Genomic DNA, 24,634 nt, shown 5'->3' with positions numbered 1-24,634 from the left:
CACCTCCGACCCGCTCACTGACGTTCGCGACACACCCTAGTTAGGCCGACAGCGCCGTAGTTCGCGGGGTGGCCTGCCGGTCGTGAGCTCCTCGGCCACCAGCCGACCGGCGGTGGGTGCCAAGGTGACTGCGGAATGCATGACGGCGACGTACACAGATCGATTTGGTACCACGTAGCCAATGAGCGGGCCGTGGGCGGGCATGGGGCGATCGGCGGTGCGGTAACCCACCAGGCGTGCTTGGCCGCCTCCACGGAAGGCAGTCTGCAGGAGGCGAAGTGCGCGTCGCGCGGCCTGCTCCGCGGTTGCTGCTGTTCCTTCACGCTGCGGCACGGTCAGCAAGAGGTCACCGTCGCGGACCTCTCGGACTTCGAAATCCGGTGTGGCCACGATGGTCTTGACCAGGCCGGGAGGTGCCGCGACTCGCGCCAGGGTGGCCGGAGACACACCGAGGGGCAGGCCGCCGCGCAGCAAGGGCTCACAGAGCCTGGGGACGTGAGCACCGGCCGTGAGCACGACCGTGGAGGCGGCGTGGAAGCCGGTCGAGGACTGCACTCCGACGATGCGTCCGCCGGTCATCTGTAAGGCAGTTACGGCTGTTTCGTAGAGCACGTTCGCTCCGTGTGCGCACGCGGCGGCCACCAGCGCGCCGCTCAGCTCCGTGGGATCGATGCCTGCGTCGCTCGGGATGTGGAGGGCGTGGTCGGGAGGGTGGAGGAGGTTGGGTTCCAGGGTGGCGATGTCGCGCCGCCCGATGCGGAGCTGGCCGGGCCCCGGGTGTGCGTCCGACGTGGCCTTGGCCGGGGTATCGGTCCAGGCCAGCGAGCCTGTCCGGCGGACCACGAGCTGAGGCAACTCGGCTTCCAGACGCTGGTAGTCGGCGAGTACGTATCCACGCAGGTCTTGCGCACCGCCGGGCCAGTCACCGCCGAAGCCGCCGATCCAAGCGAAGGAGTCCCCCGTCACGCCGATGCCTGGAGCCGGGCCTCGTTCCAGCAGGGTCACAGGGGCCCCCTCACGCGCCAAGTGGTAGGCCACCGAGGAGCCGACGATTCCCGCACCGACAACCACAATGCCTGGCATGATCTCCTCTTCGGTTGGTATCGACCGCTCAGGATGGTGCTGTAACAGTGGAATCACCTTCGGCCCGTGGGCGAAATCCCGCAACGGAATTCGGTGCGGCTCTTCCCACCGGCCCCGGCTGCGCCGTGACGCGCGAGTTCCTCGCCGGGATGCTCGGCGAACAGACCGCCGCATGCGCCCCTGCACGCGATGCCTTGATCGCGGGGGGGAACCTTCGTCGTCTGGGACGGCCCAGTGCCCGCCGATCGACTCGCGAACATCTACCGGACGCGGCTACGCCACACCCAACGGCGCGGCCAGCCGACACTGGCTCTCGCCGCCACCGTCAACCTCCTCCTGGCGGCAGAAGAAGAGCTCCTCCACATCGGCCAGATCAACGCGGCAGATGCGTCATGGACGTTCATGCTCTTCCTCAACGCCGACGCCACCGCAGTTGTTGCTTGCACCGCTGTCGCCAGAAGGGCGACGCCGACGCGACCAGACTCCGAAGCGAAGTGACAGCCAGGCCTCTTTGACGGCGCCACGGTGCCTGCGGTGCTGCGTGCTGCCAGCTTCGCACTCGGCCGCCCGGTCGCCCCGCCGACCCGTGTTACCACCGGGCTCGCAGCACGCCGTCACCGTCAGGCAGGGCTGCGCTGAGCAGCGGGCGGCGTTCGTCGAGAGTCAGGGGCAGGATGCGGGCCGCCCGTGCGTCGGCCACCAGGGCCGCGAGCTGCGGGTAGTCGGTGTCGTCGACGAGCGCGTGGGCGATCGTCCCGTGCTTGCTCTCCCACACGAACTCCACGGAGTTCTCCGGTGGCAGTGCGGCGAGGACCGCGCCGACGTCGGGGGTCAGGTCGGGCCAGACGGTCAGCAAGGCGCGCGGGCCGAGATCTGCGCGTACGGCGTCGAGGTTCTCGGTTGTGATGCGGTGCCAGCGTGTGGCGTTGCGGAGGTAGGTCTCCTCCAGGAGCACCGCGCGGCGTGAGGCCAGGGTCGTGCGGACGCGCGTCCAGAAGTCCTCGTTCGCGACCTCCGTGACTTCCAGGTCGCCGGAATCCACCGCGTAGGGCGAGGCCGACAGCGGTTCCGGGAAGAGTCCGAGCCTCCGGGTACGTTCCACGGCATCTGGACAGGGCCGGTCACTGCCCACATACACGTACTGGTCCCACCCGACGTGCACCGTGAATGTGTCCCCCGCCTCCAGTCGGCACCATGCACCCTGCTCGCGGAGCATGGCGCGGACCAGCTCCAGAGCCAGCGAGAGGGAAACCTCTGCCCCGTCGTAGTAGCCGCTGAGGTCGGGCGGGAAGAGCCCGGCGAGGCCGTGTCCCCCGGTCGCCGGCTCAACGCCGAAGTGAACCGGGCCGGTGACCCCGGGCTCGCGAATCTCAAGCCGATCGACACCGGAGGCTTCAGCAAAGGCGCCCACCGCCTCCACGTACGCCGCTTCGACCGGCCCGTGGTCACTGGCCGTGTCCTCGGTGCCCGTGTAGTGACCGCGCTCGTCGCGGATGGCCGCGTCGTACTTGGTGATCCGGTGGACGAAAGACGGCGGCACGCTGCTCCCGGGACGGTTGGAGGGCTGCCAGGGTAGTTCCACGGCCTCCGTCCCGGAGGGGGAGAGCTCCTGCACCGGAGCGGGAGGGGCGGCGTTCGCGGTCACGGGTCAGCGCCCCGGGCTGGGTCTGACGAAGGTGGCGGGATGCTGCCGGCGACGGCAATATTTCCCGGCAACGTAAGGCGGTCTTCCGGGATAGTGGTCGGCATGGATGAAGTCAAGGTCGTCGTCGCTCACTCCGAGCGCGCGACCCTGCGCGTCGGCGACATGTTCCTGAAGGTGGACGCCGATCAAGCGCGCATCGATCGCGAGGTCGAAGCGATGTCCCTGGCGCCGGTCCCGACCCCGGAGATTTTGTGGTGCAAGCCGCCCGCTCTCGCGATCGCCGCGGTCCCGGGAAAGACGCTCGGCCGTCTCGGCGAGTCGGTGTCCGCGCCGCCGGCGGCGTGGGCCACAGCAGGCGGCGCCATCCGGAAGTTGCACGACGCGCCGTTGCCACCATGGCCCGGCCGGGCCGGAAGGAATCTCGACAAGTTGGCGGCGGAGCTCGACAGCGAGTGCGAGTGGCTCGTGACGAACGGCGTCCTGCCCGCCGACCTGGTCGCCCGTAACCGCCAGGTCGCCCGGGCCGCGTTCCGGCCGTGGACCCCGATGTTCACGCACGGCGACCTGCAGATCGCCCATGTGTTCATCGACGGTGATGAGATCGCCGGCATCATCGACTGGTCCGAGGCGGGCCAGGGTGACGCCCTGTTCGACCTCGCCACATACACGCTCGGACACGAGGAGCACCTGGGCGACGTCGTCGCCGGCTACGGCACCGACGTCGACCTCGACGTGATTCACGCGTGGTGGTCGGTGCGGAGCCTGCTGGCGGTCCGCTGGCTGGTCGAGCACGGCTTCGACCCGTTCGCACCGGGCTGTGAGGTCGACGTGCTGAGGTCGCGGCTGTGAGACGGCTTCCTCGGACCAAGTGACTCGCTGCCCCGCCGGCCGGGCCCCATCGAAGACAGGTTTCCTTGTCTCCCGCGCGGCAAGCCTGGGGATATGTCGTGGTTGCTTAGCATTCGCCGGTGGCGCACACACTGGATGAACTGACCGAACGACAGCAGGCTGCGGACGCGGCGCACCGCGAGGTCCTCAGATTGCGGGGCGAGTACGGCCCACCGGCCACCGCGCAGTGGTCCGACTCGCAGAAGAAGACCTACGAGACGGCGTGGCGCGCGTGGCGCGACCTGGCCCGCGACGCCCAGGACGCGGTCGCTGAGCACGCGGCCGAGCAGGGTGTTGCCCGGCAGGAGGTCGAGGCAGCGGTGGAGAAGAAGTTGAGGGCAGCAGGGGACGACCAGGACTGACCGCGGTCCTGCCCGTAGGGAGAGCCGGAACTTCCGCCGGGTCGACCCGGCAGAACGTGATGGGGTTGGTCAGGTCCTTGGCTCACCGCATCGCCGTCAACGCTCTCCAGGCCCTGCCGGGGTGCTCGCACGGGGTGTGTTGCCACCACCCGCACAGACACCTGTCGCTCCCTTGGAGCGCGTGGGCCAAGCCCCGAAGGTGGTTCCGCGGTGCCCGTCCGTCCGGCCCACGCCGGGACCCAAGTCCCCGCGTAGCCCAACGGGCCGGTGCGCCGCTGTCCGGCGAGCCCCTCGTCTCGCCCCGCCCGAAAGGACCGCTCATGCGCAGAACGTCGAAATGGTTGGCGAGCGCTTTGATGGCTGCTGCGGCAGTGCTCGCCCCCATCGCCCCGGCCACGGCTGCCGATGCCCATGCCAGTGCCAGTTCCAGTGCCTCGGCGCAGGCTCTCGACACCCTGACTTGCACCGGCACCTCGACCACCACCTACGACCCGCCCATCACCTCCGCCACTGCCTCCAGCACCCGCACGATCGACCAGACCTATGGCCCCTGCGTGGGCACCGGCGGCGCAGCCGCCATCACCGGGGGAACTCACAACTCCTCCAACACCACCAGCCGGTCCTGCCTGCAACTGCTCTCCACGGCGACAGTCAGCTGGACCATCCACTGGAGCAACGGTCAGAGCAGTACCGTCACGGCCCAGCGCGTCTCCAACCTCGCCGCTGCCGTCTTCACCAACACCTTCACCGGCAGCGTCACCAGCGGCTACCTCCAGGGCCACAACTTCGTGGAAACCATGACTGCCCCCTCCCTCCAGATAACCGCCTGCACGCTGAGGCTCGGCTCTGTCTCCAGTCTCGGCGCGATCCACACCTTCACCCTGCTCTAGCGAAGGCCCGGCCTCAATTCCGTCTGAAGAACTCGACCTCCGCCAGGGCGATATGCCGTCCCGAACCCAGACCCGTGGCGGCCTTGACGACCAGGCGGGCTTTGGCCACGTCACTGATGCCGAGCTGCACGGTCTGCGGGCCGGGCTTGTCGTTGAAGGTCAGCTTCTTGTGGTGGAGCTGACCGTCCGACGAGGTCACCACGAGGTCCGCCTGGACGGGGCGAGCCTGGCGGCGGAAGTCCTGTGCCTTGGCCGAGGTGCCGGTGTGCACCACGACGGCCACCAGCCTGAAGGGTTTCCCGAAGGTGAAGGACAGACCTGTATCGACCCGAGGCGTGCCCCAGTATCTGTTCGACAGTCCGTCCGTGGCGTTGGCCGCCGGGTGTCGGGGCAGCTCCGCACTAGCTGTGACCTCCGAAGGACTGACCTCCTTCGTCTTCCCGAGCTTGTCCCGGGTGTCCTCGAAGAGGGCACGGCCCGCCGGGATGAGGAGCACGATCGTGATCCCCAGGATGAGCACGGCGAGCACCGTGAGGAAGCGCCGGAGCACCCGGCCTGAACCGACGCGCACGCGGCGGCGGAAGGGCCAGCGGGTGCGCCACCACGGGAGAGCCGCGACCGGCGCGGCCGGTGTGAGCCGTGCGCCGCAGCGGCGGCAGAAGCGGCGCTCGGACCGGTTGGGCGTGGCGCATGCCGGACAGGGCGTACCGTCCGCGATCTCCTCGGCCGGCCGCGGCGGGCGTACCACCGGGCGAGGAGCGATCGGTTTCGCGGGCAGCACAGGGAGTACGGCTTCCGGTGTGGCGGCACCGTTGGGCGGCGGGGCCGACGTGGGGGAAACCGGTGACGCCGGTGGCACAGCCTCCCGGCGTGGCACCGGCGCCGGCTCAGCGGGCGGGCGCGGTGACGATGGCTCGGCGGGCGGGCGCGGCGACGGCGTCTCAGCGAGCGGGTGCGGTGACGGCGTCTCGGTGGGCGGGCGCGGGGCCGGAGTCTCGGCGGACGCTCCGGATTCCGGGGCCGAGGACTGCGACCAGCCCATGTAGGAGCTGCAACTACCGCAGAAGTCGTCACTGTCATCGTTGGGCGCGGCGCAGGCAGGGCAGGGGCGCACAGGCTCAACTCCCTCCGTCGGCGGGCGGCCCGGTCAAGATCTCGACGCGGCAGGTGAGGTGGACCGGGCACGATGCCCGGACGACGTTCAGGACGTGGTGCGCATCCAGGTGCGTGACGCGCTCCGGCCAGACCCGTACGAGGAGTTCCCCGGTCGGTGCGGGAGGCAGCTCCGCATCGGCCGTGGTGGACCAGCGTGCACCGCCTCCGTCGAGGATCTCGGCGCCCGCACCGAGGCTGAGCCGCAGCGCCTCCGTCAGGCCGCGCCGGGTGCCGCGCCACCGGTGGAGTTCCACGGCGCGCGCCACGACGTCCCGGCGTAACTCCTCCGGCCAGGCGGGCTCGATGTCCATGCCCAACCAGGAGGACAACCAGGTGAGGAAGTCCGGGGGCGTCAGGCGGGGGTCGAGATACGCGGGGATGTTGTCCAAGGTGGCGAAGACGGGGGCGAGGACGGAGTCGAGGCCCGCACTGAAGCGCTGTGCGAAGTCGTCCTCCGCGTACAGGACCGGCAGCCTGTCGCCGATGGGGTGGCTGGTCGCCAGGCCCGGGATGGCAGCTCGGGTCACGGCGCGCCCACCTCATCGCTCTCACTGACGATCACCTGGTGTTGGTACGAGAAGACCAGCGCGTTGCGTGCCACGTCGATCCGTTCGGCGGCCGAACCACGACGGCCGGTGATCGGATCGGCGGGGAACAGCCGTACTTCTTCGACCAGTTGGGCGCCCGGCACCCTTTGCAGGACGGCGAATATCTCCCCGTACTGCACCGGCCGACCGAAGGCCCAGCCTTTGCCGTCCGCTCCGCCGCGCAGCGGATTGAGGTAGCGGAAGAGTGCGGCCAGCGCCTCCTCGCGTACCGCGTCGCCGTCGCGTCGTGCCGCGAGCCGGGCGACGACGGTGACGCCCTGGTAGGCGGGGGGTTCCACGACGAGACGGGTGCCGAGCAGCCTGCGCTCGTCGAGACGTGTGGTGATCGCGGAGAGCATCTGCTCCGACGGGATGAGCTGTTCGAACCGGAGGCGGTCACCCTCGTCGGCGACCGCGTCCGGTACGACCAGGACGCGTGCCCCGCCGCCCTCCCCGGCCACCGCGGGCAGGCAGCGCACCCGGCGGGCCGACGGTGCGGCCTGGCGGGCGATGAACTCGTAGTCCTCCGCGGTGACCGCCCGTTCCTGTACCCGCAGCGCGTGCGGCGCGCGCACCTTGGCGTTGGCGACGCTCTCACCGTCCACGCCGCCGCGCGCGGCCTCGCGGTTCTCGACGCTCGTCACGTAGGGGACGGAGCTGCGCAGGACGGAGATGGCGCAGCGTGCCACGTTTCCGGCGGCGCCGCCGCCTGTGCGGTAGCGCGGGACCCTGATGTGCGCGCCCTTCTGCGGGACCGCGCCATAGGTGCGCAGCGTCCCGTCCGGTTCGCGTACGGCGGGCGGGAAGGCGAACTCGCCCGATGTGGCGTCGAGCAGAACGTGCCGGTCGTCGGGGGACGAACTCGCGAAGTGTTCGACGACGGTCCAGTTCTGCCAGCCCTCGGCCGTGGAGACCTCGACGACCGGAGCTTCACCGTCCAGCAACATGGGTGGGCTGTCGAGTCGGAACCGCTGGCCGGCGACTCCTTCGGAGATGCCGAGCGGCACATCGGTCAGGGTGTCGGCGTGTTCGACGACGGTGGTGCCGCCGACGGTGAAGACCTCGGCCTCGCGGATCGTCGGCGTCTCGGAGTAGAACGGCTGCCCCTGCTCGGGCCGGGTGACGCGGCACCGGAGCCACCCCGCCCTCGTCCCCGCGACGACGGACATCGCGTGTCCCGCGGGGACGTACACAGTGATCTCGCCGGGCCGGTTGAGACCGCCGGTGGTGTCGGTGCCCGTCTCGCACTCGGCCCAGCGTGCGCCGTCCCATGCCTCCCACACCAGGGGCGGCTGGCGTGGGTCCACTCCGACGCCCTCGACCCGGCTGTCGAGGCGCAGGGCGACGATGCAGCGCGGAACCGCCGTGGGCAGCCCGAACAGCAGTGCGTCGCCCGGTGCCGGTGCGGACTGGAAGCACGGGATGTCCCGGCTTTCGGCGAGTTCGGTCGTACGGTCGGTCTGCTCTCCCGTCACGGGTGCGGTCACCAGGCGTTCGAGGGAGCTGGGGACGATCGGCAGCTCGTCGGTGGTGGCGAAGACCACCGCTTCCCCGGCCTCGCCGCGAGCGGTGGCCACTTCGGTTCCGGTCGGCAGTGTCACCGTCTCCGGCTGCGGCGCGGAGAGCCAGAAGTCGACGTCGGCTCGCGCGGCGGCCGGCGGGAACTGCTGGATGCCGAGCAGGTTCAGGAACGCCGTGTAGTTCTTGTCGGGCACCCTGTTCAGCCGGTACAGGAGCTGGTCGACCATGTAGGCGAAGGTTTCGATGAGGGTGACGCCGGGGTCCGAGACGTTGTGGTCGGTCCATTCCGGAGCTCTTTGCTGGACGTAGCGCTTGGCCTCGTCCACGAGTTGCTGGAATCTGCGGTCGTCGAGATTCGGTGACGGGAGCGCCATCAGCCGGCACCTCCGTCGGCGTCGTCGTCGAAGGGGATGGTGTAGAAGGGAAAGACCAGGTTGCGGCGGTCGTTGGTGGTCCGCACGGTGTAGCGGACGTCGATGTAGAGGGTGCCCTCGTCGACGGCGTCGAAGGCGACGACCACGTCGGTGACCTCGATGCGCGGCTCCCAGCGCTCAAGGGCCGAGCGGACGTGGTGGGCGACGCGGTTCGCGGTGGCGCTGTCGCCGGGGGCGAAGACCTGGTCGTGGATTCCGCAGCCGAATTCCGGCCGCATGGGCCGCTCGCCGGGTGCGGTGCCCAGTATCAGCCGTACGGCCTCCTCGATCTCCCGTTCCCGCTCGACCATGGCGATGCCGCCCGTGGGTCCGACGCGCAGGGGGAACCCCCAGCCGCGGCCGATGAACCGCTCGCTCACACCGGGCCTCCGATCACGACGTTGAAGGCGCCGGTGGTGATGGGCGCGCCGCAGGTGGTCAGGTCACGCATCCGGGCCGCGGGCAGTCCCCCGATCAGCACGGGCCCTCGGGCCGCGGCCGCGGGGTTGGGCAGGATGACGTTTCCGGGGCCGAGGTAGGCGTCCGGGACGCAGGCGTGCAGGCTTCCGGTGACGGCGGCCGGCCTGCCGCCGATCAGCACGGTGGCGACCATGACGGCTCCCGGTGGCGGGGTGCCGATGACGCCGCCGTGACCGGTGAGGTCGCCCGAGCGGGCTGCGGGAGGCATGGCCTCGTCTCCTTGGTTCGTGTGGGGCTCGCGCATCGTGCGCGACGTTCGGGCTGGGGTCTTGGGTCGTGTACGTCCCGCGCTCGGCCGGCGGGGCACGCGGTCAGTTGATGCGTACGAGCTTGGCTTTGAGGATCGCGAGCAGCCCGCCGTTCACGACGGTCTGCGCCCTCCCGTCGATCACCACCGACCTTCCGCGCAGCTTCACTTCGCCCGTGCCCGCGTCGAGGGTGATGCCGGTCGCGCTGAGGGTCACCGAACTCAGCGGCCGTTTCCCGCCCGCGCCGAGCACTTTCAGTTCCAGGCGGTTCCGGCGCTCGTCGAGATTGACCACGAGCTGTTTGTCACCGGTGGTCAGCCGGACTCCCGACGGCCCGCGCGGTGAATCGAGAAGTTCGATCCTGTTACCCGAACGGGACACCAGTGAACGGCGGTTGACCTTGCCGGTGGTCTTGTCGACCAGCGGCACGTCGTGCGGCGAGGGCATGTCGACGCCGTTGTAGAGGCCGCCCAGGACGTACGGGCTGTCCAGCATCCCCTGCTCGAATCCGACGAGGACCTCGTCGTTGACCTCGGGGCTGAACACCCCTCCCCCGCCCTGACCGCCCCACTGCACCGTGCGGACCCAGTCGGTGACATAAGTGTCGTCCAGCCAGGGGAACTTGAGCCTGACCCAGCCCCGCTGGCCCCGGCCCTCCTCGCGGATGTCCGTGACCACACCGATGGCCAGCCCCGGCATGCGCGGCCCGCGCGAGGGGGCATTGGCCCCCGTGGCAAGGCCTGCCAGGGAGCGGTCGGTGGCCGCGCTGACCATGACGGTGGTGCGATAACCGTGGTGAGGCTCAAGGACGTGGTGCACGGATGTGGCGGTGTAGCGTCCGGAGAAGGCCGGGCCGACGTTCCCCAACGCCACGGGCACTCCCGCGCGCAGCTTGGGGTGTCCCTCGACGACCGCCTCGAACTCCCCGATGCCTGAGCTGACCTGGGCGGCGACAGATCCGGCGACGGCCATGGTCTCGGCCTGGGTGCGGTAGGGCGTGTCGGCCACCGTGACGCGGGCGGGCGCACCGAACGCGCTGTTCACCAGGCCCGCGCTGAGCCCCGGGTTCACCACCTTGCTGATCACCGAACGCTCCTTGGCGATCAGTGGCTTCTTGGTCCGCACGTTCCAGCCGCGGACTTCGACGCTCCCCGCCTGCTCGGCGCTGGTCAGCACGGCGCGCAGCGCGAGTAGATTCCGCCCGAACTGCAACACCATCGGACTCATGGCCGCGGAGGTGGTGGGAGGCGGCGCCGAAGCGGCGGGCTTGGGCCGGGTGAACTGCAGCACCCCTTGGTCGTCGACGCGCACCTGCGCACCGCTCTCCCCCGCGAGGTACTGGAGGAACTCCCAGTCCGAGACGTTGGCTTGGGACACCTGCTCGTACGTGATGGGTTTCGCGTCGATCTTCCCGCAGCGCAGCCCGGCGCCCGCGGCCACCTTGCGGACGATCGCGGCGGTGGACATGTTCCGGTACGCCACGACCTTCCGGCCGCGCTGCAGGCGGTGCGCCTTGGAGTAGGCCCGTACGACGGTGAAGGACCCCGTCGTGTCGGAGTCCAGTTCAAGAGCGGTGATCTCGCCGCTGAACAGCCGCTGCCTGGCCTGTCCTTGGACGGTCACCACCGACACCGTGAGCTGTTTGCCGATGGTGATGCCCGTCTCGGTGAGCAGCGTGTGCTGCGGATCGCGGAACGTCAGTACGGCACTGTCGGGCAGGCCGACGTTCTCGTCCACCACACAGCTGACCAGTTGGGTGGCCCAGAGGCGGGGCAGTTCAGCGGGGGCCTCCACGATCGGGTCGGCCGCGAAGGAGCGGCCACCGGTCTGTACGGCCGTCATCGGCGTGCCTCCCACCGCACGGGCTCCGGCATCGGCCCGCCGCCCGCATGGGCGCCGACTGCCTCGCCTTGCGCGGCTTCCGGGCCCGCCGCCGGCAACCAGGCGTCCAACTCGTCCGGCCGCTCCGGGTGTTCGGCCTCCGCCGCCTCAGCGTGACCCGGCAGGACCAGTTCCATACCGGGGGTGAGCGTCATCGGGTCGTCGATGTCATTGGCCCGTGCGATCACCCGCCATGCCGTGGCGTCCCCGTACTCGCGCCAGGCCAGAAGTGCCAGATCGTCGCCCGCCACCAACTGGTGGGCGCTGCGGGACTCCGGGGAACCCGACGTGGGGTTCTGTCCGGGCGGGTCGACGGTGGCTTCCTCGATGGTGAGGTTGCACCGGGCGCGCAGCGGCTTCCCATCGACGTCGAAGAGCGAGTAGTTGACGGAGAGATTCGACAGGACGCCGTCGAACGATGTCGTCTTGGCGCTGCCCCAGTCGAGACGTACCCAGGGGCTGGCCGGCGCCTTGCGGGCCAGGCTGGCCTGCGTCGGCACACAGGCGCGCATCAGCTTCTCCACCGCCTTCTCCACGGAGTCGTCGTGCTTGGCGGTCGCGTCGAGGAAGACCTCGAGGGAGAGTGACCTGGGGCCACTGCCGACGAACTCGGGCAACGCGGACTGCCCCGCCATCCGGGAGGGGGTGCGCCGCCACTCGGTGTTCTTGGTCATGGCCAGGGTCGAGGGGTTGAACTGCAGCTTGAGCTGGGCCAGCGAGCCGCCCGGTTTGCCACCGACCTTCGTGGGCGGCTCCATGAGCGTCAGCTGGGCGCGTACACGGTTGGTACGTCCGGATGCCATCGCGTGTCCTCCTTCCGGCCTTTCGGCGGGCTGTGCGTGGTGGGGTGAGTGAGGGGGCGCGGTCAGCCCGGACGCAGCCCTTCATGGGCGATCTCCAGCGTCTCGACCGCCGCCTCCGACTGGCCTGGATCGAACGAAGGTCCTTGCCAGCGGACGGGGATGATGCCGAGTACCTGCCAGCTGATGATGCGGCTCAGATCGGGCTTGAGCGCGACGATCTCACCGTCCTTCGGTTCGACCCGCTGGACCAGTTCGTCGAGCCATCTGGTGATCTTGGCCGTGTCACCGGTCACCGGCCGCGTCAAGGTGATGTTCGACCACGTGATGCGACTGGGCAGTTGCCAGGCGAAGCCGTTGTTTCCCCCCTCGGCGTACTCCTCGACCTCTACCTGTGCACCGAGCCCGGAGCAGGTGTGGAACGCGCCCAGGTCGTTCCCCCCGATCGCAAGCTTGAAGAACACGCTGGTCGCGAAGATCTCATCCGTCATCTACGTCTCTCTTCATCTCTCTTCATCTCTCTGCGTGCGGTCGGCCTGGAGGCGGTCAGCGGCGGCCGTCGTACAAGCGACCGGCGCGCTCTCGCCCCTGCCGCAGATCGGCACGGAGCATGCGGCTGAGGGGGCCGAGCAGCCGCCGGGCCAACTCGTCGGTGTCGACCGCCTGTTCGCGTTCCCGGTGCGCGGCGGCCGGGGTGGTGCTCTGCGGGCCGGAAGCGGGCGGTGGTCCGGCCTGCTGGGAGGGCGCGGGGGTGTTGTTCGTGGACGTTCGCTGGATGGCGGGCGGTGGCTTCCCGGTGGCGGGTTGGTCCCCGGGCCCGCTGGTGCGGGGCGGGAGCCCTACCGCCGGCGGTGCCGCCGGAGCGGTGACTACCGCGGGGCGAGGCATCACGAGGGCGGGCGGGTCGACAGGGAGGGCCCCTCCTCCTCCGCCGGAGAGGGGCACCGCGCGGGCCGAACGGTGCACCGTCAGGGGTTCGGCGCGTGGTACGCCGGGAGCGGGGCGTACGTGGGGCGATGTCGCACTGCTACGGAGGCGGGGCCCGGTCTCCAGGGAATCTGCCCGGGGCGCTGTGGGGGGCTTCGGGCCGGGGACGGGACGCCATCGGCCACGCTTGGGGCGGGAGGGCTGGGGTTGAGGCTGGGGCCGTGCACCACGCGGGGCATCAGTTCGCGATGGACGCTCGCTGGCTGACGGCGCGGTTGCTCGCTCCCCCTGAGCCGTCACCGGGCCCGGGGTTCGACGACTCCCTTGCCCCGTAACGGGGTTCCGCGCCCGGACGCCTGTCTCCTGGTCGCGGGTCTCCTGGTCGCGGGTCTGCCGGTCGCGGGTCTGCCGCTGCACTTGTACGTTGCCGGGTGCCCGGTTCGGAGGCTGCGTGCCACCCTGCGGATGTGTCCCACCCGCCGGCCTCGCCGCAGCCATCTCCGTGTCGCCCGGCCACGTCGGCGCGACGACGGGGCGCGAGGCCGCGCCGCCCGAGTCACCCACGGAGAACTCGTCGGCCTGGGTCATGTTCGTCGCCAGTGGCCGGGCGGCGAGGAGGCTCAGGGTCCGCTGGATGGCGGGCCGGGTCGGAGAATCAACCACCTTCGCGGTGGCGGCATTTGGGGAGTGTGGCACCGATGCGGCGGCGGTCGGGCGTGTCGGAGCCCGGACGCCGACCCGCGCGTTGCCAGCAGGGGCCTTCGCGACAGGAGCCCCCGCCACGCCGCTCACGCCGCCGTACGTCCTGCCTGCGCTGCCGTTTGGTGTGTCGCGAGCCCCGTAGTTGTGGTGCTCGACCGTCGTGGGCCGGGTGGTGACCGACCGCGCAGGGACCACGCCGGACGCTGAACTCAACGGCATGGCAGGCGTATCGGCGCCCGCGCCAACGGGACTCGGACGGGTAGGCCCGCCCCCCGAAGTCTCTCCTCCGATATGCGACGAGGCAGGCTCCGCCCCAAGCTCTCCCCGCATGTGACCGCCCTGCGCGAGGCCGAGCAGCGGCGCCGACGAACCCCCGCCGGCGGCAGGGCGCGAGGCCGCTTCCTCGGATCCACCGGCGGGTGCCGCACCCGTGCCCTGTGACGCGGTGCTGCGCTGCACCAACCCGTCGCGGGGCGAGTGCGCCGCCCCGGAGCCTAGCCCCGCCCCTCCCCGCAATGCGCCCGGCCCCGCCGGCACCACTGTGGCCGTGGAGGGCAGCCCTGGAAGCTGAGCTCCGAGCCCTGCCCGCTTACGTGGCCGGACCGGAGCTTCGTCTGACTGGGACTGCCGCGGCGATGAACGCGAAGTGTGTGATCCTCCGGCAGACGGCGCACGCCCACCCGTAGGAGACGCCCCGGACACTCCCTCCGACGGCCGCCCCAGAGGTCCCTGCGAGGTTGAGGCCGGAGCGGGCTCGCCGCTGCGCGGGACCAGAGGCATGGCTTCGCTGTTCCGGTCCAGGAGTCGACCAGGAGCTTCGGTCCCACTTCGGGGCCCCGACGGCTGCGCTGTGTCCGGGAGTTGAGTGAGCGGCTCACCGAGCGCCGGACGCGTTCGATCTGCGGGGCCACCGGTACTGCGCTGGACGCCGAGTTCGGCTGTAGGGGCCGTGGCGTCGACGGGCCCGCGCCCGTCCGCGGCGGAAGGTGCCCTATCGGCGTGCCCCTTCCGAGGCGCGCGTTCCGCAGCCCGCGGCGCCTCGCGTGAGGTCGAAGGCCGGGGTGGTGCGATCGCCCTGAGGCGGCTCTTCGGCAGCGCAGGGCTGCGCGCGACGATGGCCGACGGGCCCAGGGGACGTGGGCGTACCGGCGTGGGTCGCTCCGGCGTGGCGCCCGGACGCCTCGGTCGACTGTCCGATGTCTGCGGCCGCCCCGCCGCCGGGGAAAGCCGGGAGCCGGAGCCGCCCGCCCCCATGGACGGTTCCGAGCTGGGCGCGGGCGCCCGTCGCGAGACCACGGGCCCTGGTCCGCCTGCCTCTTCGTCCGGCGACACCGCTGCGGCAGGGGTCGCGGCCGCCACGGCCCCCTTCCGGCCCGGTGCTCCCCGCCCGGCGGACGGCCGGGCGGGCGGCAGGCCGGCTCGGGATGAACGCTGGACGGGCGGGACGGGCCGGACGGGCGGGACGGGCCGGACGGCTCCGGTGCTGTCATCCGCTTCGGCTGCCGCCCCACTGCCCACGGCGCGCAGCAGGAGTGGCCCTCCGCCGGAGAGCTGCCGGCCGGGGGCGGCAGGTCCGGTGACTCCGCGGATGAGTCCCGGCGGCGCCGATGGCATGACGGCGTGGCCGAGTGACGTAGCGAACTGCGGGTTCTGCCAGGCCGTGAGGCCCGCTCGGAAGCGCAGTCCGTCACTCACGGCGATGGCGGACCGGGCGATGCTCGTCACCGGCGGCGCCACCTGCCGCCAGCCGCCGTCCCAGTCGGCGCCCGCGGTGGTCCGGCCGCCGTCCACCGGCTCACGGTCCGCCGGTTCGCGGTCCGCCGGTTCGCGGTCCGCCGGTTCGCGGTCCGCCGGCTCGCGGTCCGCCGGTTCGGCCCGGTCGGCCGCAGGCCTCGTATCGCTCGGACGGCTCCGCTCTCCGCTGCGCCGGCGCAGCGCGTCCCACATGCCCACTGCCTCACCCGCTTTCGTTGACGCGGGTGTTGATCCGCGCGATCTCCCGGACCCACTGCTGGCGCTCGCCGTGCGGCAGGTCGATGATGTCGTCCAGTGGCCAGTGGAAGTGGTAGGCGACGTACGCGACTTCCTCCCGCAGCCGGGGAAGGGCGTACGTCACGATTCCCCCAGGCGCCCGCCCGAGAGGTCCACCTCGAAGGATCCGTCGCACAGCGGACACGTCACGGCGGCGAGCGTGTGCCCTTCGCTGTTGAGCCGCCGGTAGAAGTCCTGGAGGAAGGCGACATCCGTGGCGTACATCCGCTCGACGACACCGGCGTGCACGTCACTGATGCCGCCGAGCCGGGTGATCACCTGGCTCAGGAGCACGACGCTCAGGTACGCGGGGTTCTCCTTGACCCGCATGTCGATCTGCGGCCGCAGTTCGTCCCGCGCGGTGGCCAGCCGCATCGCGCCGTCGCGGTGCAGATTGCCGTCGTCGTCGACATAGCCCCGAGGCAGCCGGAACTCGAACTCCGTGGGCAGAGCTCCCCGTGGGGCCGTCGCGGGAGAGGCCGATGGCTCCGGCCGCTCGGCCTGCCCCGCGCTTTCCAGGAACTCTTCCAGTTGACCGGCCGACACCGTCCTGCGCTTCATTCGACCACGATTTCCTCGAACGTGATGGTCACGGTCTCGGTGGCGCCGGAGGACTCACCGGCCTTCAGCGAGGGGCCTTCCCATTTGCTCGCCCACCCCTGCAGCAGCTGGATACGGCGAATGGCCTCGCCGGTGCTGTCCATGATTTCGATGGTGAGGTTCTGACGGGCGGTGTCGATCGCGCCGTTGTTCAGCGTCTCCGTGATCCACTTCGTGAACTCGCTGCTCTTGTCCATCCCTCTGGTGATGGTGATCTCGCCCGCCTGCCGTGCGCCGGGCTGCTTGCGGATGATCTGCTTTCCCTCCGCGGTCACCTGGCGGACCACGACGACCTCCTCCTCGACGGTGAAGCCGCTGACCTCCTGGATGGATTCGACGAGATAGCCGCCCAGCTGCACGCCGAAGATATGGGTGGAAAGAGCATCGCCCTCTGCCATGGCCGTGTGTCACCTTTCGTTGGGGGACGGTGGAGCGCCGAGCGATTACTCACTCGCTGACGAGGCTCGTGCTGTCGGAGAACTGCGCGAGACGGAAGACGACGAACTCGGCGGGCTTGACCGGCGCCACACCGATCTCGCAGACCACACGGCCGAGATCGATCGATTCCTGAGGGTTGTTGTCGCGGTCGCACTTGACGTAGAACGCCTCTTCCGCGACCCGTCCGAACAAGGCACCCTTGCGCCACTCCTCGGTCAGGAACGCCGTGACGTTGCGCCGGATGCTGGACCACAACCGGTCGTCGTTCGGCTCGAAGACCACCCACTGGGTACCCAGCAGGATGGACTCCTCCAGGTAGTTGAAGAGCCGGCGCACGTTGAGGTAGCGCCACGCGGGGTCCGAGGACAGGGTGCGTGCGCCCCAGATCCGGATGCCCCGGCCGGCGAAGGCCCGTACGCAGTTGACGCCGATCGGGTTGAGGAGCGACTGCTCCCCCTTGCTGAGACGGATGTCCAGGTCCACCGCTCCACGGATGACCTCGTTGGCCGGCGCCTTGTGGACCCCGCGCTCACCGTCGCTGCGCGCCCACACGCCGGACACGTGGCCGCTGGGCGGGACCATGGTGTTGCGGCCGGTCGCCGGGTCGAAGACCTTGATCCAGGGGTAGTACACGCTGGCGTAGTTCGAGTCGTATCCGGCATCGTTGTTGCGCCAGGTGCGGACACGCTGGGCGTTGAGGCCGGGCGGCGTGTCCAGTACGGCGACCCGGTCGCCCATCTGCTCGCAGTGCGAGATCACCGCGAGCTGCACGGTCTTGACGGCTTCCGCGTCGAGGTCGCCGCGGCGGTGGGCACTCATCAGGTCGGGCACCGCGACCATGGTGATCTCGTCGATGGCCTCGAGACCGGCGAAGCCGGTACGCGCCTCCGCGTCGCCGACGTACTCGCTCGGATCGACCCGCACCAGCTCCCCGCCACCGGTCGAGGCGACCGGTGGGGCCGGCAGCCTCAGGGTCTGCTTCTCCGGGCGGGTCTGCTGCTTGCCGGGCTGCTCGACGGCGTCGATGAGCTTCGATTCACGGATCTGCTGGACCAGATAGCTCTTGACGTTCTTGCGGGTGGAGACCTCGTAGCTCTCGGCCACCTTGGTGCCCTTGCGCACCACCAGCTTGAACCGGTCCTCCGAAGGGTTCTCGCCCTCGGCGTCGTCGACCTCGACGCTGATGTCGCTGCCTGCGCCGGGGGCCACGGAGACCAGGAAGCCGCCGAGGGCGGCCGGTTCAGGTGCCGGTGCGGCGTTCTGCTCGTTCGTCTCGTCGCTGCCGCCGACGCGGACGACGTAGGCGGTGCCTCCGCCGTTGGCGAAGTAGCCGTAGACCGCGTGCGCCAGGTAGGTGTCCTCGGTGAAGGAGCCGAAGTTCTGCACGTACTGGTCCCAGTTGGCGATCAGCGTCGGCTCGTGGAAGGGGCCGCGTTCCGCGAAGCCCACGAAGGCGGCGACCGCGGTGCCGACACCTTCGATCGGCCGCGCTCCGGACTGCACCTCCTCCACGTACACACCCGGGGTGAGGTACGTCGGCATGCTCGCTCCTTCAGTTAGCCGCTGGGTCACTGTCGAGTCTGCGGAGCAGCTCTTGCAGGCAGTAGGTCCGCAGGCCCCCAACCGGGGGTAATGACGTTGCACTTTCAGGCCTGGACATGCGGCGGCGGCACTGTGTTGACTGGAAAGGTGCCGACGTAACGTGCGTCGGCGAACCGGGTGCAGCACCTGCGGCGACCACCCCCCTTGTTGCCGCGCGCGGCGCCCCCATACGGAGCCTTCAAGGCCGCCGTGTGCCGAGGGCCGGCCCCAACCCCCGGGGCCGGCCCTTCAGGCAACTCATCGCGCGGCGTGCGCCACGCCGATCCAGGGGCCGAACTCGCTCTCCAGAATCAGCCGGCCGAGCTTGCGGTACTCCTGATGGATCGCCGTCATCAACTGGGCCATGCTCAGGGGCTTTCCGGTGCCCGCCGCAAGGTAGGCAGCGGTGACGGCGCAGGCCCGGATCGAGCCGCCCGCGAGTTCGAAGCGCTCCGCGCAGAACTCCAGGTCGATGTCTTCGTCGCGGGGCAGTTCGGGTCCCAGACAGCGGTGCCACAGTGCGCGACGCTGGTCGGCGTCGGGCATCGGGAAGTCCACGATGGTGTCCAGGCGGCGGGTGAACGCCTCGTCGAGATTGGCGCGCAGGTTGGTGGTGAGCACCGCTGTCCCGTCGAAGGACTCCATGCGCTGGAGGAGGTACGCCGACTCCACGTTCGCGTGTCGGTCGTGCGCGTCCTTCACCTGCGAGCGTTTTCCGAAGATCGCGTCGGCCTCGTCGAAGAGCAGCACGCCGTTGACCGCGGAAGCCTCGACGAAGATCCGTTCGAGGTTCTTCTCGGTCTCGCCGATGTACTTGTCGACGACGCTCGACAGGTCGACGACGTACAGATCGACGCCCAAGGCTGCCGCGAGCACCTCGGCCGACATGGTCTTGCCGGTACCCGACTCCCCGGCGAACAGCGCGGTCACGCCGCGACCTCGGCCGCCGCCCGGGCGCATGCGCCACTGTCCGAGCACCTGGTCGCGGTGCCGGGCGCGCAGGGCGAGTTCGTCGAGCTGGCGGCGGGTCGGCGCGGGCAGGACGAGGTCGGCCCAGCCCACCCCCGGCTCGATGTGCCGGGCGAGGCGGGCGAGCCCGGCCCCGTTCTGCGCCCGCACCGCGGCCCGCATGTCCTCGGGGAGCACCGGCCGGGCCTCGGCGGCGGCGGTGCGCGTCGCGACGGCCGCCGCCCTGCGGATCTGCTGCGCGTCGAGGCGGTGCCCGGCCACCGCGTGGGCGAGGGATTCGTCGGGGCGTCGGCCCGCCTGCCCGAGGTCGGGCGCTCCGACACCGCTCGCCGCCTCATCGAGGGCGTGCTGCCACTGCCGGGTGCGCCGGTCGGGGCCGGGGGGTACGACGTTCAGGGGCACCGGGCTCTCCGCCGCCCACAGCGGATCCCAGGCGCGGCTGCCATGGGTGATGAGAGGGGTGCCGGAGACCGCCGCGCACAGGGCACGCAACAGCCGTGCCCGCTCGGGCCGCTCCGGTTCCAGCGCTTCGATCGGGCCCAGTACGAGCCCGCCGCCCCGCAACAGGCTCTCCGCCACCAGGGCTCGTACCAGACTGTCGGGCTGAGTGCTCGCGGCGAGCAGCGCGACGTCAAGGACCAGCGGGCTGCGGCCCGCGGCCGTGAGCGCCGCCAGGGCGACCCGCGCCGCGTCACCTCCCCTGTCGATCAGATGCACCAGACCACACCCCGTACCCGCTGCTGCCGCTGCCCGGAGCGTGACCTCATCGGGGTCGTCCTCGCCGAGGGCCCGGCCGAGAACGACGACGCCGCGCAATCTGGAGTCGGGCTCATCGTCGCCGAGCAGGTGTGCGGTCACCCGGTCGGGCACGCTCAACGCCTTGGACAGGAACGGGCGTTCACCGTCCAGCAGCTCCACGAGGCCGCCCGCCACGAGCGGCGCGGACGGTGAGAAGCGGAACCGTCCGGCGCCCGCCGGGGGCAGGCCGCACAGCTCCAGGGCCAGACCGATGGTCGGACGGCACCGGAAGAGGTCGTCGTTGAGGTAACCGTAGAACCGCTCGAAGCGGGCGTCGATGTCCGGGGCCATCGCGATCAGCAGCAGTTCGACGTCCAGTGGCGTCAGCCGGAAGTCCGCCGCGAGACGGTCGAGACGCGACCCTGCCGGTGCCGGGCCCGGCGGCTGACGCTCGTCGGGCGCCGGCGTCAGGAAGGCCGAGGGACCGTCGAGAATGCGCTGGACCGCTTCGGGGGTGAGGTATTGACCGCGGTACGGGTCGTCGGGGTCGGGATCGGTGGCGCGTCGTCCGGCCACGACCTCCCTGACCCGTTGTTCCACCCTGCGCAGCCGCTCCCAGAGATGTTCGAGTCCGGCCACCTCGTCGCCCACGCGTGGACGCGCGCTGTCGTTCACGGAGTCGATCCCCTCCGTCGGCGGCGGCCCGGCATGAGGTCGCGGGAGCGTGGTGCGGTGAACCCGTGCGCGCCGGGGTCGGGCAGTTCCTCGTAGCGCAGGCGGCGTTCCTGTGCGGTCCCTGCGTCGTCGTCGGGCGCGCCGTCGAGGCCCGCGAAGGACCGCACGGTGAGCCCCTCGGTGACGGGCGGGCCCGCGGGCCAGTCGTCCGCCGCCAACGGTGCGGTGACCCGCAGGTCGATCGAGGCCTTCATCTCGCCGTCGAGCGCCGACCACACGTCGGCCACCGACGCGCCGAGGGTGCTCTGGCCTGCCGCGTCGAGCGACACGGAGAGCCCGAGTCTGGCCAGCGAGCCGGTGTAGTGACGCGTCGGCAGGACGTCCGACCGGACCAGGCATCTGAGCACCTGGGACAGGAGCCGGTGTTCGTCCTGGGGGCGGGTGGTCCAGGCGGTGACCATGTACGTCAGCGCGTACCAGCGCGGCGGGGTGCGCCAGCCGACGACCGTGCCGTTCTCGTCGAGCACTTCGGCGGTGCCGGTCTGTCGGCGGGCGACGTCCTCGTGGATGTCGTACAGGTAGACGCAGATCGTCGGGGCGTTGCGGCGGGCGGACCAGTCCCGGGTGGGGGCTTCGAAGACCACTTCGACGCCGTTGTCCTGCAGGCCCGCCTCGTCGAGCAGCAGCCGCAGCCCTTCGTCGACTTCGTGGATCACCGGCGGTCCACTTCGTAGGGCGGCTGGACGTTGCCGTTGACGACCAGGAAGGGCGTGGTGACCGGGGAGAATCCGGGGCCCTTCGCGGTGATGGTGCGCGGCCCGGTCTGGTCCTTGCGCAGGATCATCAGCTGTGCGGTGAATCGGTGGTCGGCGCCGGGGCGGGTGGGGGCGGCGGCCGCGGTGATGCCCGGCTTCCAGGTGAGGGTCACGGGGGCTCCCGGCGGGAAGTCCTTGCCGCGTACCAGCGTGACGAATCCTGGTTTGCCGATGGGCGGTACCGCGACGATGCGGGGCTGCAGGATGCGCAGCGGTACTCGGGCGGTGTTGTCGTCGGGGTTCGCGTCCGTGCCGGTCGTCGTGAGTTTCGCGTTGATGCGGGTGAACTGTGCCTTCTTCGGGGTGAGGACGACGCGGGTGACCACGGTGTCGCCGGGTGCCAGGTCGGGCAGTGCGCACCCATCCTCGGCGCAGCCCGCGGGGAGCGGTTCGGTGGGGATGCCCGAGGGCAGGCCGAGCCGCAGGCGGAGTCCGGTCGCCAGGGCGCTTTCGCCGTTGCGCACCAGGTAGGTGACGACGACCTTGCCGCCGACGTAGCCGGGGCTCGGCTGTGCCGTGGCGGTGAGGGAGGGCCCTGCAACAGCGGGCGGCGGCGGAGCAGGTGCCGGAGGCCGTGGCGGGTCCTGGGTCGTGGGCGGAGGCGGTGTCGTGGGCGGGGTGGTGGTGGGCGGGTCGGTGGTCGGCGGGTCAGTGGTCGGCGGGTCAGTGGTCGGCGGAGGTGTGGTGGGGGGCGGGGTGGTGGGGGGCTGCTCGCGTTCGGTGACGTCGACCGTGGTCTGCCCGGCGTTGTCGCCCGGGGCGGCATCGGTGACGGCCCCGGCGACGGACCAGCCGAGTTGCTGCGTCCCCACCGTGACGCCGACCAGCCGGGCGGTGACGCTCACCTCGTCACCGGGCTTGAGCACCCCCAGGGCGCACTGCGGGGAGCCCGCCGCGCACTCGCCGGCCGTGGCGGTCAGCCGGTCGAGCCGGACACCTGGAGGCACGGCGGCCGTGAAGACGGTGCCCGGCGACGCGGCGGGGCCGTTGTTGGTCACGGTGACCGTCACCGACGTCGCGGCCTCGACCTTCACGGGTCCGCCCGTGGGAGGCGCCGTCAGCTTCAGGTCGACCGACTGCTGCACCGCCGGTTCCTTCTGCCGTCCGGGCAACCGATCAGTGAGAGGCGTCAGGGTGCCGTCAGCGATGTCGAGGGCCGACAGACTCTCCGCGGAGTTGCTCGCGAGCTCCCGGCGCGAACTGAACAGCAGCGTGCTGCCGTCGGCCGTCCAAGCGGCGTCACGCGGCTGGAACGGCCCGTCGGCCGGGGTCTCGGGCAGATCCTGGCGACAGGCCTGCGGACGATCGCGCAGCGCGGAGGGCAGGAGGACCTGGCAACCGCCATTCGAGAGGGTGGCCAGCAGCAGGCCGTTGCGATCGTTGACCCTGCCGCCACCGTCCTTGCGATTGAAGGCGACGCTCAGGCCGTCGGGCGAGAACGCCGGGCTGTCGTCGATGACTTGGCACTCGCCGGGGCAGAGGGTGGCGCTCAGATCGCGCTGGTCCTCGAGCGAGGCGGCCGGCACGGTCCAGATGTGCTTGTTGCCTCCGTTGCCGGAGATCACGTGGTTGCGGGTGAAGGCGATGGTCGTGCCGTCCGAGGACCAGGTCGGCTGCGCGTCGCCGCCGCTCTGCTGCCCCGCGGGCGGCTCGACGCGGCCGACGATCTCGCCGCTGCCGGCGTCGGCGACGAGCACCTGGCTCGGGCCTGCCTGGGATCCGGTGCCGCCCGGCGACGTCCTGGTGAACGCCAGGAGCTTGCCGTCGGGCGAGAAGGTCGGGTCGGTGTCCCAGTCCTTGGGGCCGCGTCCGGCCAGTGGCATCGGCGCGGCGTTGGCGCCGTCCGCGTCGGCCAGCCAGATCCGCTGGACACGGCCGTTGTCGGTGTCCTCGAAGCGGGTGACCACGATCCGACGCCCGTCCGGGGTGTAGTTCTGCCGTTCGGTCCACGGGTCGTAGCCCGCACCGGGGTTGAACAGCGGGTCCGCCGCGGGGTCGGTGTTGGTGTCGGCCGCCGGGTCCTCCTTCAGGATCGTCAGCCCGAGGTCCCTGGGGTCCGAGCCGTCCTGCCGGGCGTCCTGGAGGGTCGCCGTACGGGTGGTGGGCGCCGATGACCGCTCGACGATCACGCCGCCGTCGGCCTGCGTGCCCAGCCAGGTCGGGGAGGTGACCGCTCGGTCCTCGTCGAGGACCAGCTTCGGGCCCTCATCCGACCTGTCTTTCGCGCGGTACACGTGGTCGAAGGGGGTGGTGCATTCGCAGGTGCGGTCGGGGCTGATGAAGACCAGCTCGTTCCCGCCGGGCAGCCAGTCGGCCGTCCTGGAGCTCCAGTTGGCACTCGAACCGCCCAGCAGCCGCTCGTCGAGGCCGTTCCCGTCGGTCACGCGCAGCCGGGGCACGCTCTCACCGCGCTCCCGCAGCGTGTAGGCGACAAGCTCGCGGTGAGCGGGGTCGGCCACCGGGTTCCACACCGGCTCCGTCGCGTCACCCGCCGGCCCGTCGCTGATGCGGGTGGCCGCGCCGCCCGCCAGGTCACGCACCATGATCTGCCGCCCTCGCAGTGCGTCGCCGTCGCTGGAGTACGCGATCCGGGCGCCGTCCGGGGAGACGGTCGGCGAGGTCTCGTCGTCCGGCGTGTCCGTGAGCTTGCGGGCCCCGGTGCCGTCGGTGCCGACGATCCACAGGTCGCGCTGGTCGGGACCTGTGGTCTCGGCGGAATCGAAGACCACCGATGTCCCGTCCGGTGTGAGGCGGGGGTGTGCGGCGTCGCGGCCCGAGGTCAGCCTGCGTACGGCTCCGTCGCTCTCCCGGAGGTACACCTGAGGCCGCGCCTCGTCCCGCAGGCTGGTGAAGACCGTGACATCGCCACGCGCGAACGGCTGCCGGTCCAGGTGGGTGGGGCCCGCGCCGAAGAGCGGGTCGCTCGTCTTGGTGTCCTTGACCCGGCCCAGACTTCGGTGGTCCGTGCCCGCGTAGGCGATGCGCCCTGGCTCAGCGGCGGCCTGCGGCCGCTCGGCGGTGGAGCCCGACCAGGACGCACCGGCGACCGCAAGCAGCGGGACCATCATCACCAGAGCGAGAGCCAGTCTGCCCAGGCGGGTTCTCCCCACCGGCCCAGCGGTGCCCATCTCATCCACCTCACAGTCCGGGAAACTCTCGGAGGCCCGGAAGTCTCAGAGCCGGGAAACTCCTTCGGACACGAGAG

General features: G+C 71.0%; 21 protein-coding genes and 1 pseudogene. 4 read left to right on the top strand and 18 right to left on the bottom strand.

Translation table 11 applies throughout. The features are described 5' to 3' along the window. Nucleotides 1-36 precede the first annotated feature (36 nt). The gene (locus tag ACIBCK_RS21900) at nucleotides 37-1,083 is read right to left on the bottom strand and encodes an NAD(P)/FAD-dependent oxidoreductase (RefSeq protein ID WP_399392585.1); all 1,047 of its coding nucleotides are present in this window, start codon (nucleotides 1,081-1,083) and stop codon (nucleotides 37-39) included. A 234-nt stretch (nucleotides 1,084-1,317) separates the two neighbouring features. On the opposite strand from ACIBCK_RS21900, the gene ACIBCK_RS21895 reads away from it, so the two are divergent. Next, a complete protein-coding gene (locus tag ACIBCK_RS21895) occupies nucleotides 1,318-1,581 on the top strand; it encodes a hypothetical protein (RefSeq protein WP_399392583.1) in 264 nt (87 codons plus the stop codon). A gap of 91 nt (nucleotides 1,582-1,672) precedes the next feature. Here the strand turns inward: ACIBCK_RS21895 and ACIBCK_RS21890 are convergent, their stop codons facing one another. Beyond that, nucleotides 1,673-2,728, bottom strand: coding sequence for an RNA-binding protein (locus tag ACIBCK_RS21890; RefSeq protein ID WP_399392582.1), 1,056 nt, complete (start codon nucleotides 2,726-2,728; stop codon nucleotides 1,673-1,675). Between the two features lie 102 nt (nucleotides 2,729-2,830). On the opposite strand from ACIBCK_RS21890, the gene ACIBCK_RS21885 reads away from it, so the two are divergent. From ACIBCK_RS21885 to ACIBCK_RS21875, 3 genes are all read left to right on the top strand, one after another. Further along, on the top strand, nucleotides 2,831-3,577 hold the full coding sequence (locus ACIBCK_RS21885; protein WP_399392581.1) for a phosphotransferase family protein: 747 nt from the start codon (nucleotides 2,831-2,833) through the stop codon (nucleotides 3,575-3,577). A gap of 119 nt (nucleotides 3,578-3,696) precedes the next feature. Beyond that, entirely contained in the window at nucleotides 3,697-3,978 is a 282-nt protein-coding gene (locus ACIBCK_RS21880) for a hypothetical protein (protein WP_399392579.1), read from the top strand. A gap of 356 nt (nucleotides 3,979-4,334) precedes the next feature. Continuing rightward, complete coding sequence (locus tag ACIBCK_RS21875; RefSeq protein WP_399392577.1) at nucleotides 4,335-4,868, top strand: hypothetical protein; 534 nt, start codon at nucleotides 4,335-4,337, stop codon at nucleotides 4,866-4,868. 13 nt (nucleotides 4,869-4,881) lie between these two features. Here ACIBCK_RS21875 and ACIBCK_RS21870 read toward each other — a convergent pair whose 3' ends face one another. From ACIBCK_RS21870 to ACIBCK_RS21795, 16 genes and pseudogenes are all read right to left on the bottom strand, one after another. After that, nucleotides 4,882-5,439, bottom strand: coding sequence for an NADase-type glycan-binding domain-containing protein (locus ACIBCK_RS21870; protein ID WP_399392576.1), 558 nt, complete (start codon nucleotides 5,437-5,439; stop codon nucleotides 4,882-4,884). Between the two features lie 547 nt (nucleotides 5,440-5,986). Then, the gene (locus ACIBCK_RS21865; RefSeq protein WP_399392574.1) at nucleotides 5,987-6,550 is read right to left on the bottom strand and encodes a phage tail protein; all 564 of its coding nucleotides are present in this window, start codon (nucleotides 6,548-6,550) and stop codon (nucleotides 5,987-5,989) included. Next, nucleotides 6,547-8,505, bottom strand: a complete 1,959-nt coding sequence (locus tag ACIBCK_RS21860) for a putative baseplate assembly protein (protein ID WP_399392573.1) — start codon at nucleotides 8,503-8,505, stop codon at nucleotides 6,547-6,549. The genes ACIBCK_RS21865 and ACIBCK_RS21860 overlap by 4 nt, the downstream gene beginning before the upstream one ends. Further along, on the bottom strand, nucleotides 8,505-8,924 hold the full coding sequence (locus tag ACIBCK_RS21855; protein WP_399392571.1) for a GPW/gp25 family protein: 420 nt from the start codon (nucleotides 8,922-8,924) through the stop codon (nucleotides 8,505-8,507). The genes ACIBCK_RS21860 and ACIBCK_RS21855 overlap by 1 nt, the downstream gene beginning before the upstream one ends. Beyond that, nucleotides 8,921-9,232: a PAAR domain-containing protein gene (locus ACIBCK_RS21850; protein ID WP_399392570.1), complete on the bottom strand. Its 312-nt coding sequence runs from the start codon at nucleotides 9,230-9,232 to the stop codon at nucleotides 8,921-8,923. The genes ACIBCK_RS21855 and ACIBCK_RS21850 overlap by 4 nt, the downstream gene beginning before the upstream one ends. A 103-nt stretch (nucleotides 9,233-9,335) precedes the next feature. Next, the gene (locus tag ACIBCK_RS21845; RefSeq protein WP_399392568.1) at nucleotides 9,336-11,114 is read right to left on the bottom strand and encodes a VgrG-related protein; all 1,779 of its coding nucleotides are present in this window, start codon (nucleotides 11,112-11,114) and stop codon (nucleotides 9,336-9,338) included. A 131-nt stretch (nucleotides 11,115-11,245) separates the two neighbouring features. Continuing rightward, nucleotides 11,246-11,956: pseudogene (locus ACIBCK_RS21840) on the bottom strand (peptidase M23); the annotation flags it as partial. Nucleotides 11,957-12,018: 62 nt separating this feature from the next. After that, complete coding sequence (locus ACIBCK_RS21835) at nucleotides 12,019-12,444, bottom strand: phage tail protein (protein WP_399392566.1); 426 nt, start codon at nucleotides 12,442-12,444, stop codon at nucleotides 12,019-12,021. A gap of 55 nt (nucleotides 12,445-12,499) precedes the next feature. Then, nucleotides 12,500-12,841: a hypothetical protein gene (locus tag ACIBCK_RS21830; RefSeq protein WP_399392564.1), complete on the bottom strand. Its 342-nt coding sequence runs from the start codon at nucleotides 12,839-12,841 to the stop codon at nucleotides 12,500-12,502. A 2,698-nt stretch (nucleotides 12,842-15,539) separates the two neighbouring features. Further along, the gene (locus ACIBCK_RS21825; RefSeq protein WP_399392562.1) at nucleotides 15,540-15,698 is read right to left on the bottom strand and encodes a DUF6760 family protein; all 159 of its coding nucleotides are present in this window, start codon (nucleotides 15,696-15,698) and stop codon (nucleotides 15,540-15,542) included. Continuing rightward, complete coding sequence (locus ACIBCK_RS21820; RefSeq protein ID WP_399392561.1) at nucleotides 15,695-16,174, bottom strand: hypothetical protein; 480 nt, start codon at nucleotides 16,172-16,174, stop codon at nucleotides 15,695-15,697. The genes ACIBCK_RS21825 and ACIBCK_RS21820 overlap by 4 nt, the downstream gene beginning before the upstream one ends. After that, on the bottom strand, nucleotides 16,171-16,611 hold the full coding sequence (locus ACIBCK_RS21815) for a phage tail protein (RefSeq protein ID WP_399392559.1): 441 nt from the start codon (nucleotides 16,609-16,611) through the stop codon (nucleotides 16,171-16,173). The genes ACIBCK_RS21820 and ACIBCK_RS21815 overlap by 4 nt, the downstream gene beginning before the upstream one ends. Before the next feature lie 49 nt (nucleotides 16,612-16,660). After that, nucleotides 16,661-18,193, bottom strand: coding sequence for a phage tail sheath family protein (locus ACIBCK_RS21810; protein ID WP_399392557.1), 1,533 nt, complete (start codon nucleotides 18,191-18,193; stop codon nucleotides 16,661-16,663). Between the two features lie 297 nt (nucleotides 18,194-18,490). After that, nucleotides 18,491-20,614 (bottom strand): ATP-binding protein, encoded by a 2,124-nt coding sequence (locus ACIBCK_RS21805; protein WP_399392555.1) that lies wholly within the window; start codon nucleotides 20,612-20,614, stop codon nucleotides 18,491-18,493. Continuing rightward, on the bottom strand, nucleotides 20,611-21,330 hold the full coding sequence (locus tag ACIBCK_RS21800; RefSeq protein WP_399392553.1) for a DUF4255 domain-containing protein: 720 nt from the start codon (nucleotides 21,328-21,330) through the stop codon (nucleotides 20,611-20,613). Before ACIBCK_RS21800 ends, ACIBCK_RS21805 begins: the two co-directional genes overlap by 4 nt. Continuing rightward, complete coding sequence (locus ACIBCK_RS21795; RefSeq protein ID WP_399392551.1) at nucleotides 21,327-24,557, bottom strand: hypothetical protein; 3,231 nt, start codon at nucleotides 24,555-24,557, stop codon at nucleotides 21,327-21,329. Before ACIBCK_RS21795 ends, ACIBCK_RS21800 begins: the two co-directional genes overlap by 4 nt. Nucleotides 24,558-24,634 lie beyond the last annotated feature (77 nt).

It is taken from the genome of Streptomyces sp. NPDC051218, assembly GCF_044455475.1.
Classification (GTDB): Bacteria; Actinomycetota; Actinomycetes; order Streptomycetales; family Streptomycetaceae; genus Streptomyces.
This window is presented reverse-complemented; position numbering and strand designations above follow the sequence as displayed.

Coding starts and splice junctions, on each gene's coding strand:
- ACIBCK_RS21885 (WP_399392581.1), top strand. CDS start 2,831: ATGGATGAAGTCAAGGTCGTCGTCGCTCACTCCGAGCGCGCGACCCTG.
- ACIBCK_RS21815 (WP_399392559.1), bottom strand. CDS start 16,611: ATGGCAGAGGGCGATGCTCTTTCCACCCATATCTTCGGCGTGCAGCTG.
- ACIBCK_RS21845 (WP_399392568.1), bottom strand. CDS start 11,114: ATGACGGCCGTACAGACCGGTGGCCGCTCCTTCGCGGCCGACCCGATC.
- ACIBCK_RS21850 (WP_399392570.1), bottom strand. CDS start 9,232: ATGCCTCCCGCAGCCCGCTCGGGCGACCTCACCGGTCACGGCGGCGTC.
- ACIBCK_RS21900 (WP_399392585.1), bottom strand. CDS start 1,083: ATGCCAGGCATTGTGGTTGTCGGTGCGGGAATCGTCGGCTCCTCGGTG.
- ACIBCK_RS21875 (WP_399392577.1), top strand. CDS start 4,335: ATGGCTGCTGCGGCAGTGCTCGCCCCCATCGCCCCGGCCACGGCTGCC.
- ACIBCK_RS21860 (WP_399392573.1), bottom strand. CDS start 8,505: ATGGCGCTCCCGTCACCGAATCTCGACGACCGCAGATTCCAGCAACTC.
- ACIBCK_RS21795 (WP_399392551.1), bottom strand. CDS start 24,557: ATGGGCACCGCTGGGCCGGTGGGGAGAACCCGCCTGGGCAGACTGGCT.
- ACIBCK_RS21820 (WP_399392561.1), bottom strand. CDS start 16,174: ATGAAGCGCAGGACGGTGTCGGCCGGTCAACTGGAAGAGTTCCTGGAA.
- ACIBCK_RS21810 (WP_399392557.1), bottom strand. CDS start 18,193: ATGCCGACGTACCTCACCCCGGGTGTGTACGTGGAGGAGGTGCAGTCC.
- ACIBCK_RS21830 (WP_399392564.1), bottom strand. CDS start 12,841: ATGCCTCGCCCCGCGGTAGTCACCGCTCCGGCGGCACCGCCGGCGGTA.
- ACIBCK_RS21835 (WP_399392566.1), bottom strand. CDS start 12,444: ATGACGGATGAGATCTTCGCGACCAGCGTGTTCTTCAAGCTTGCGATC.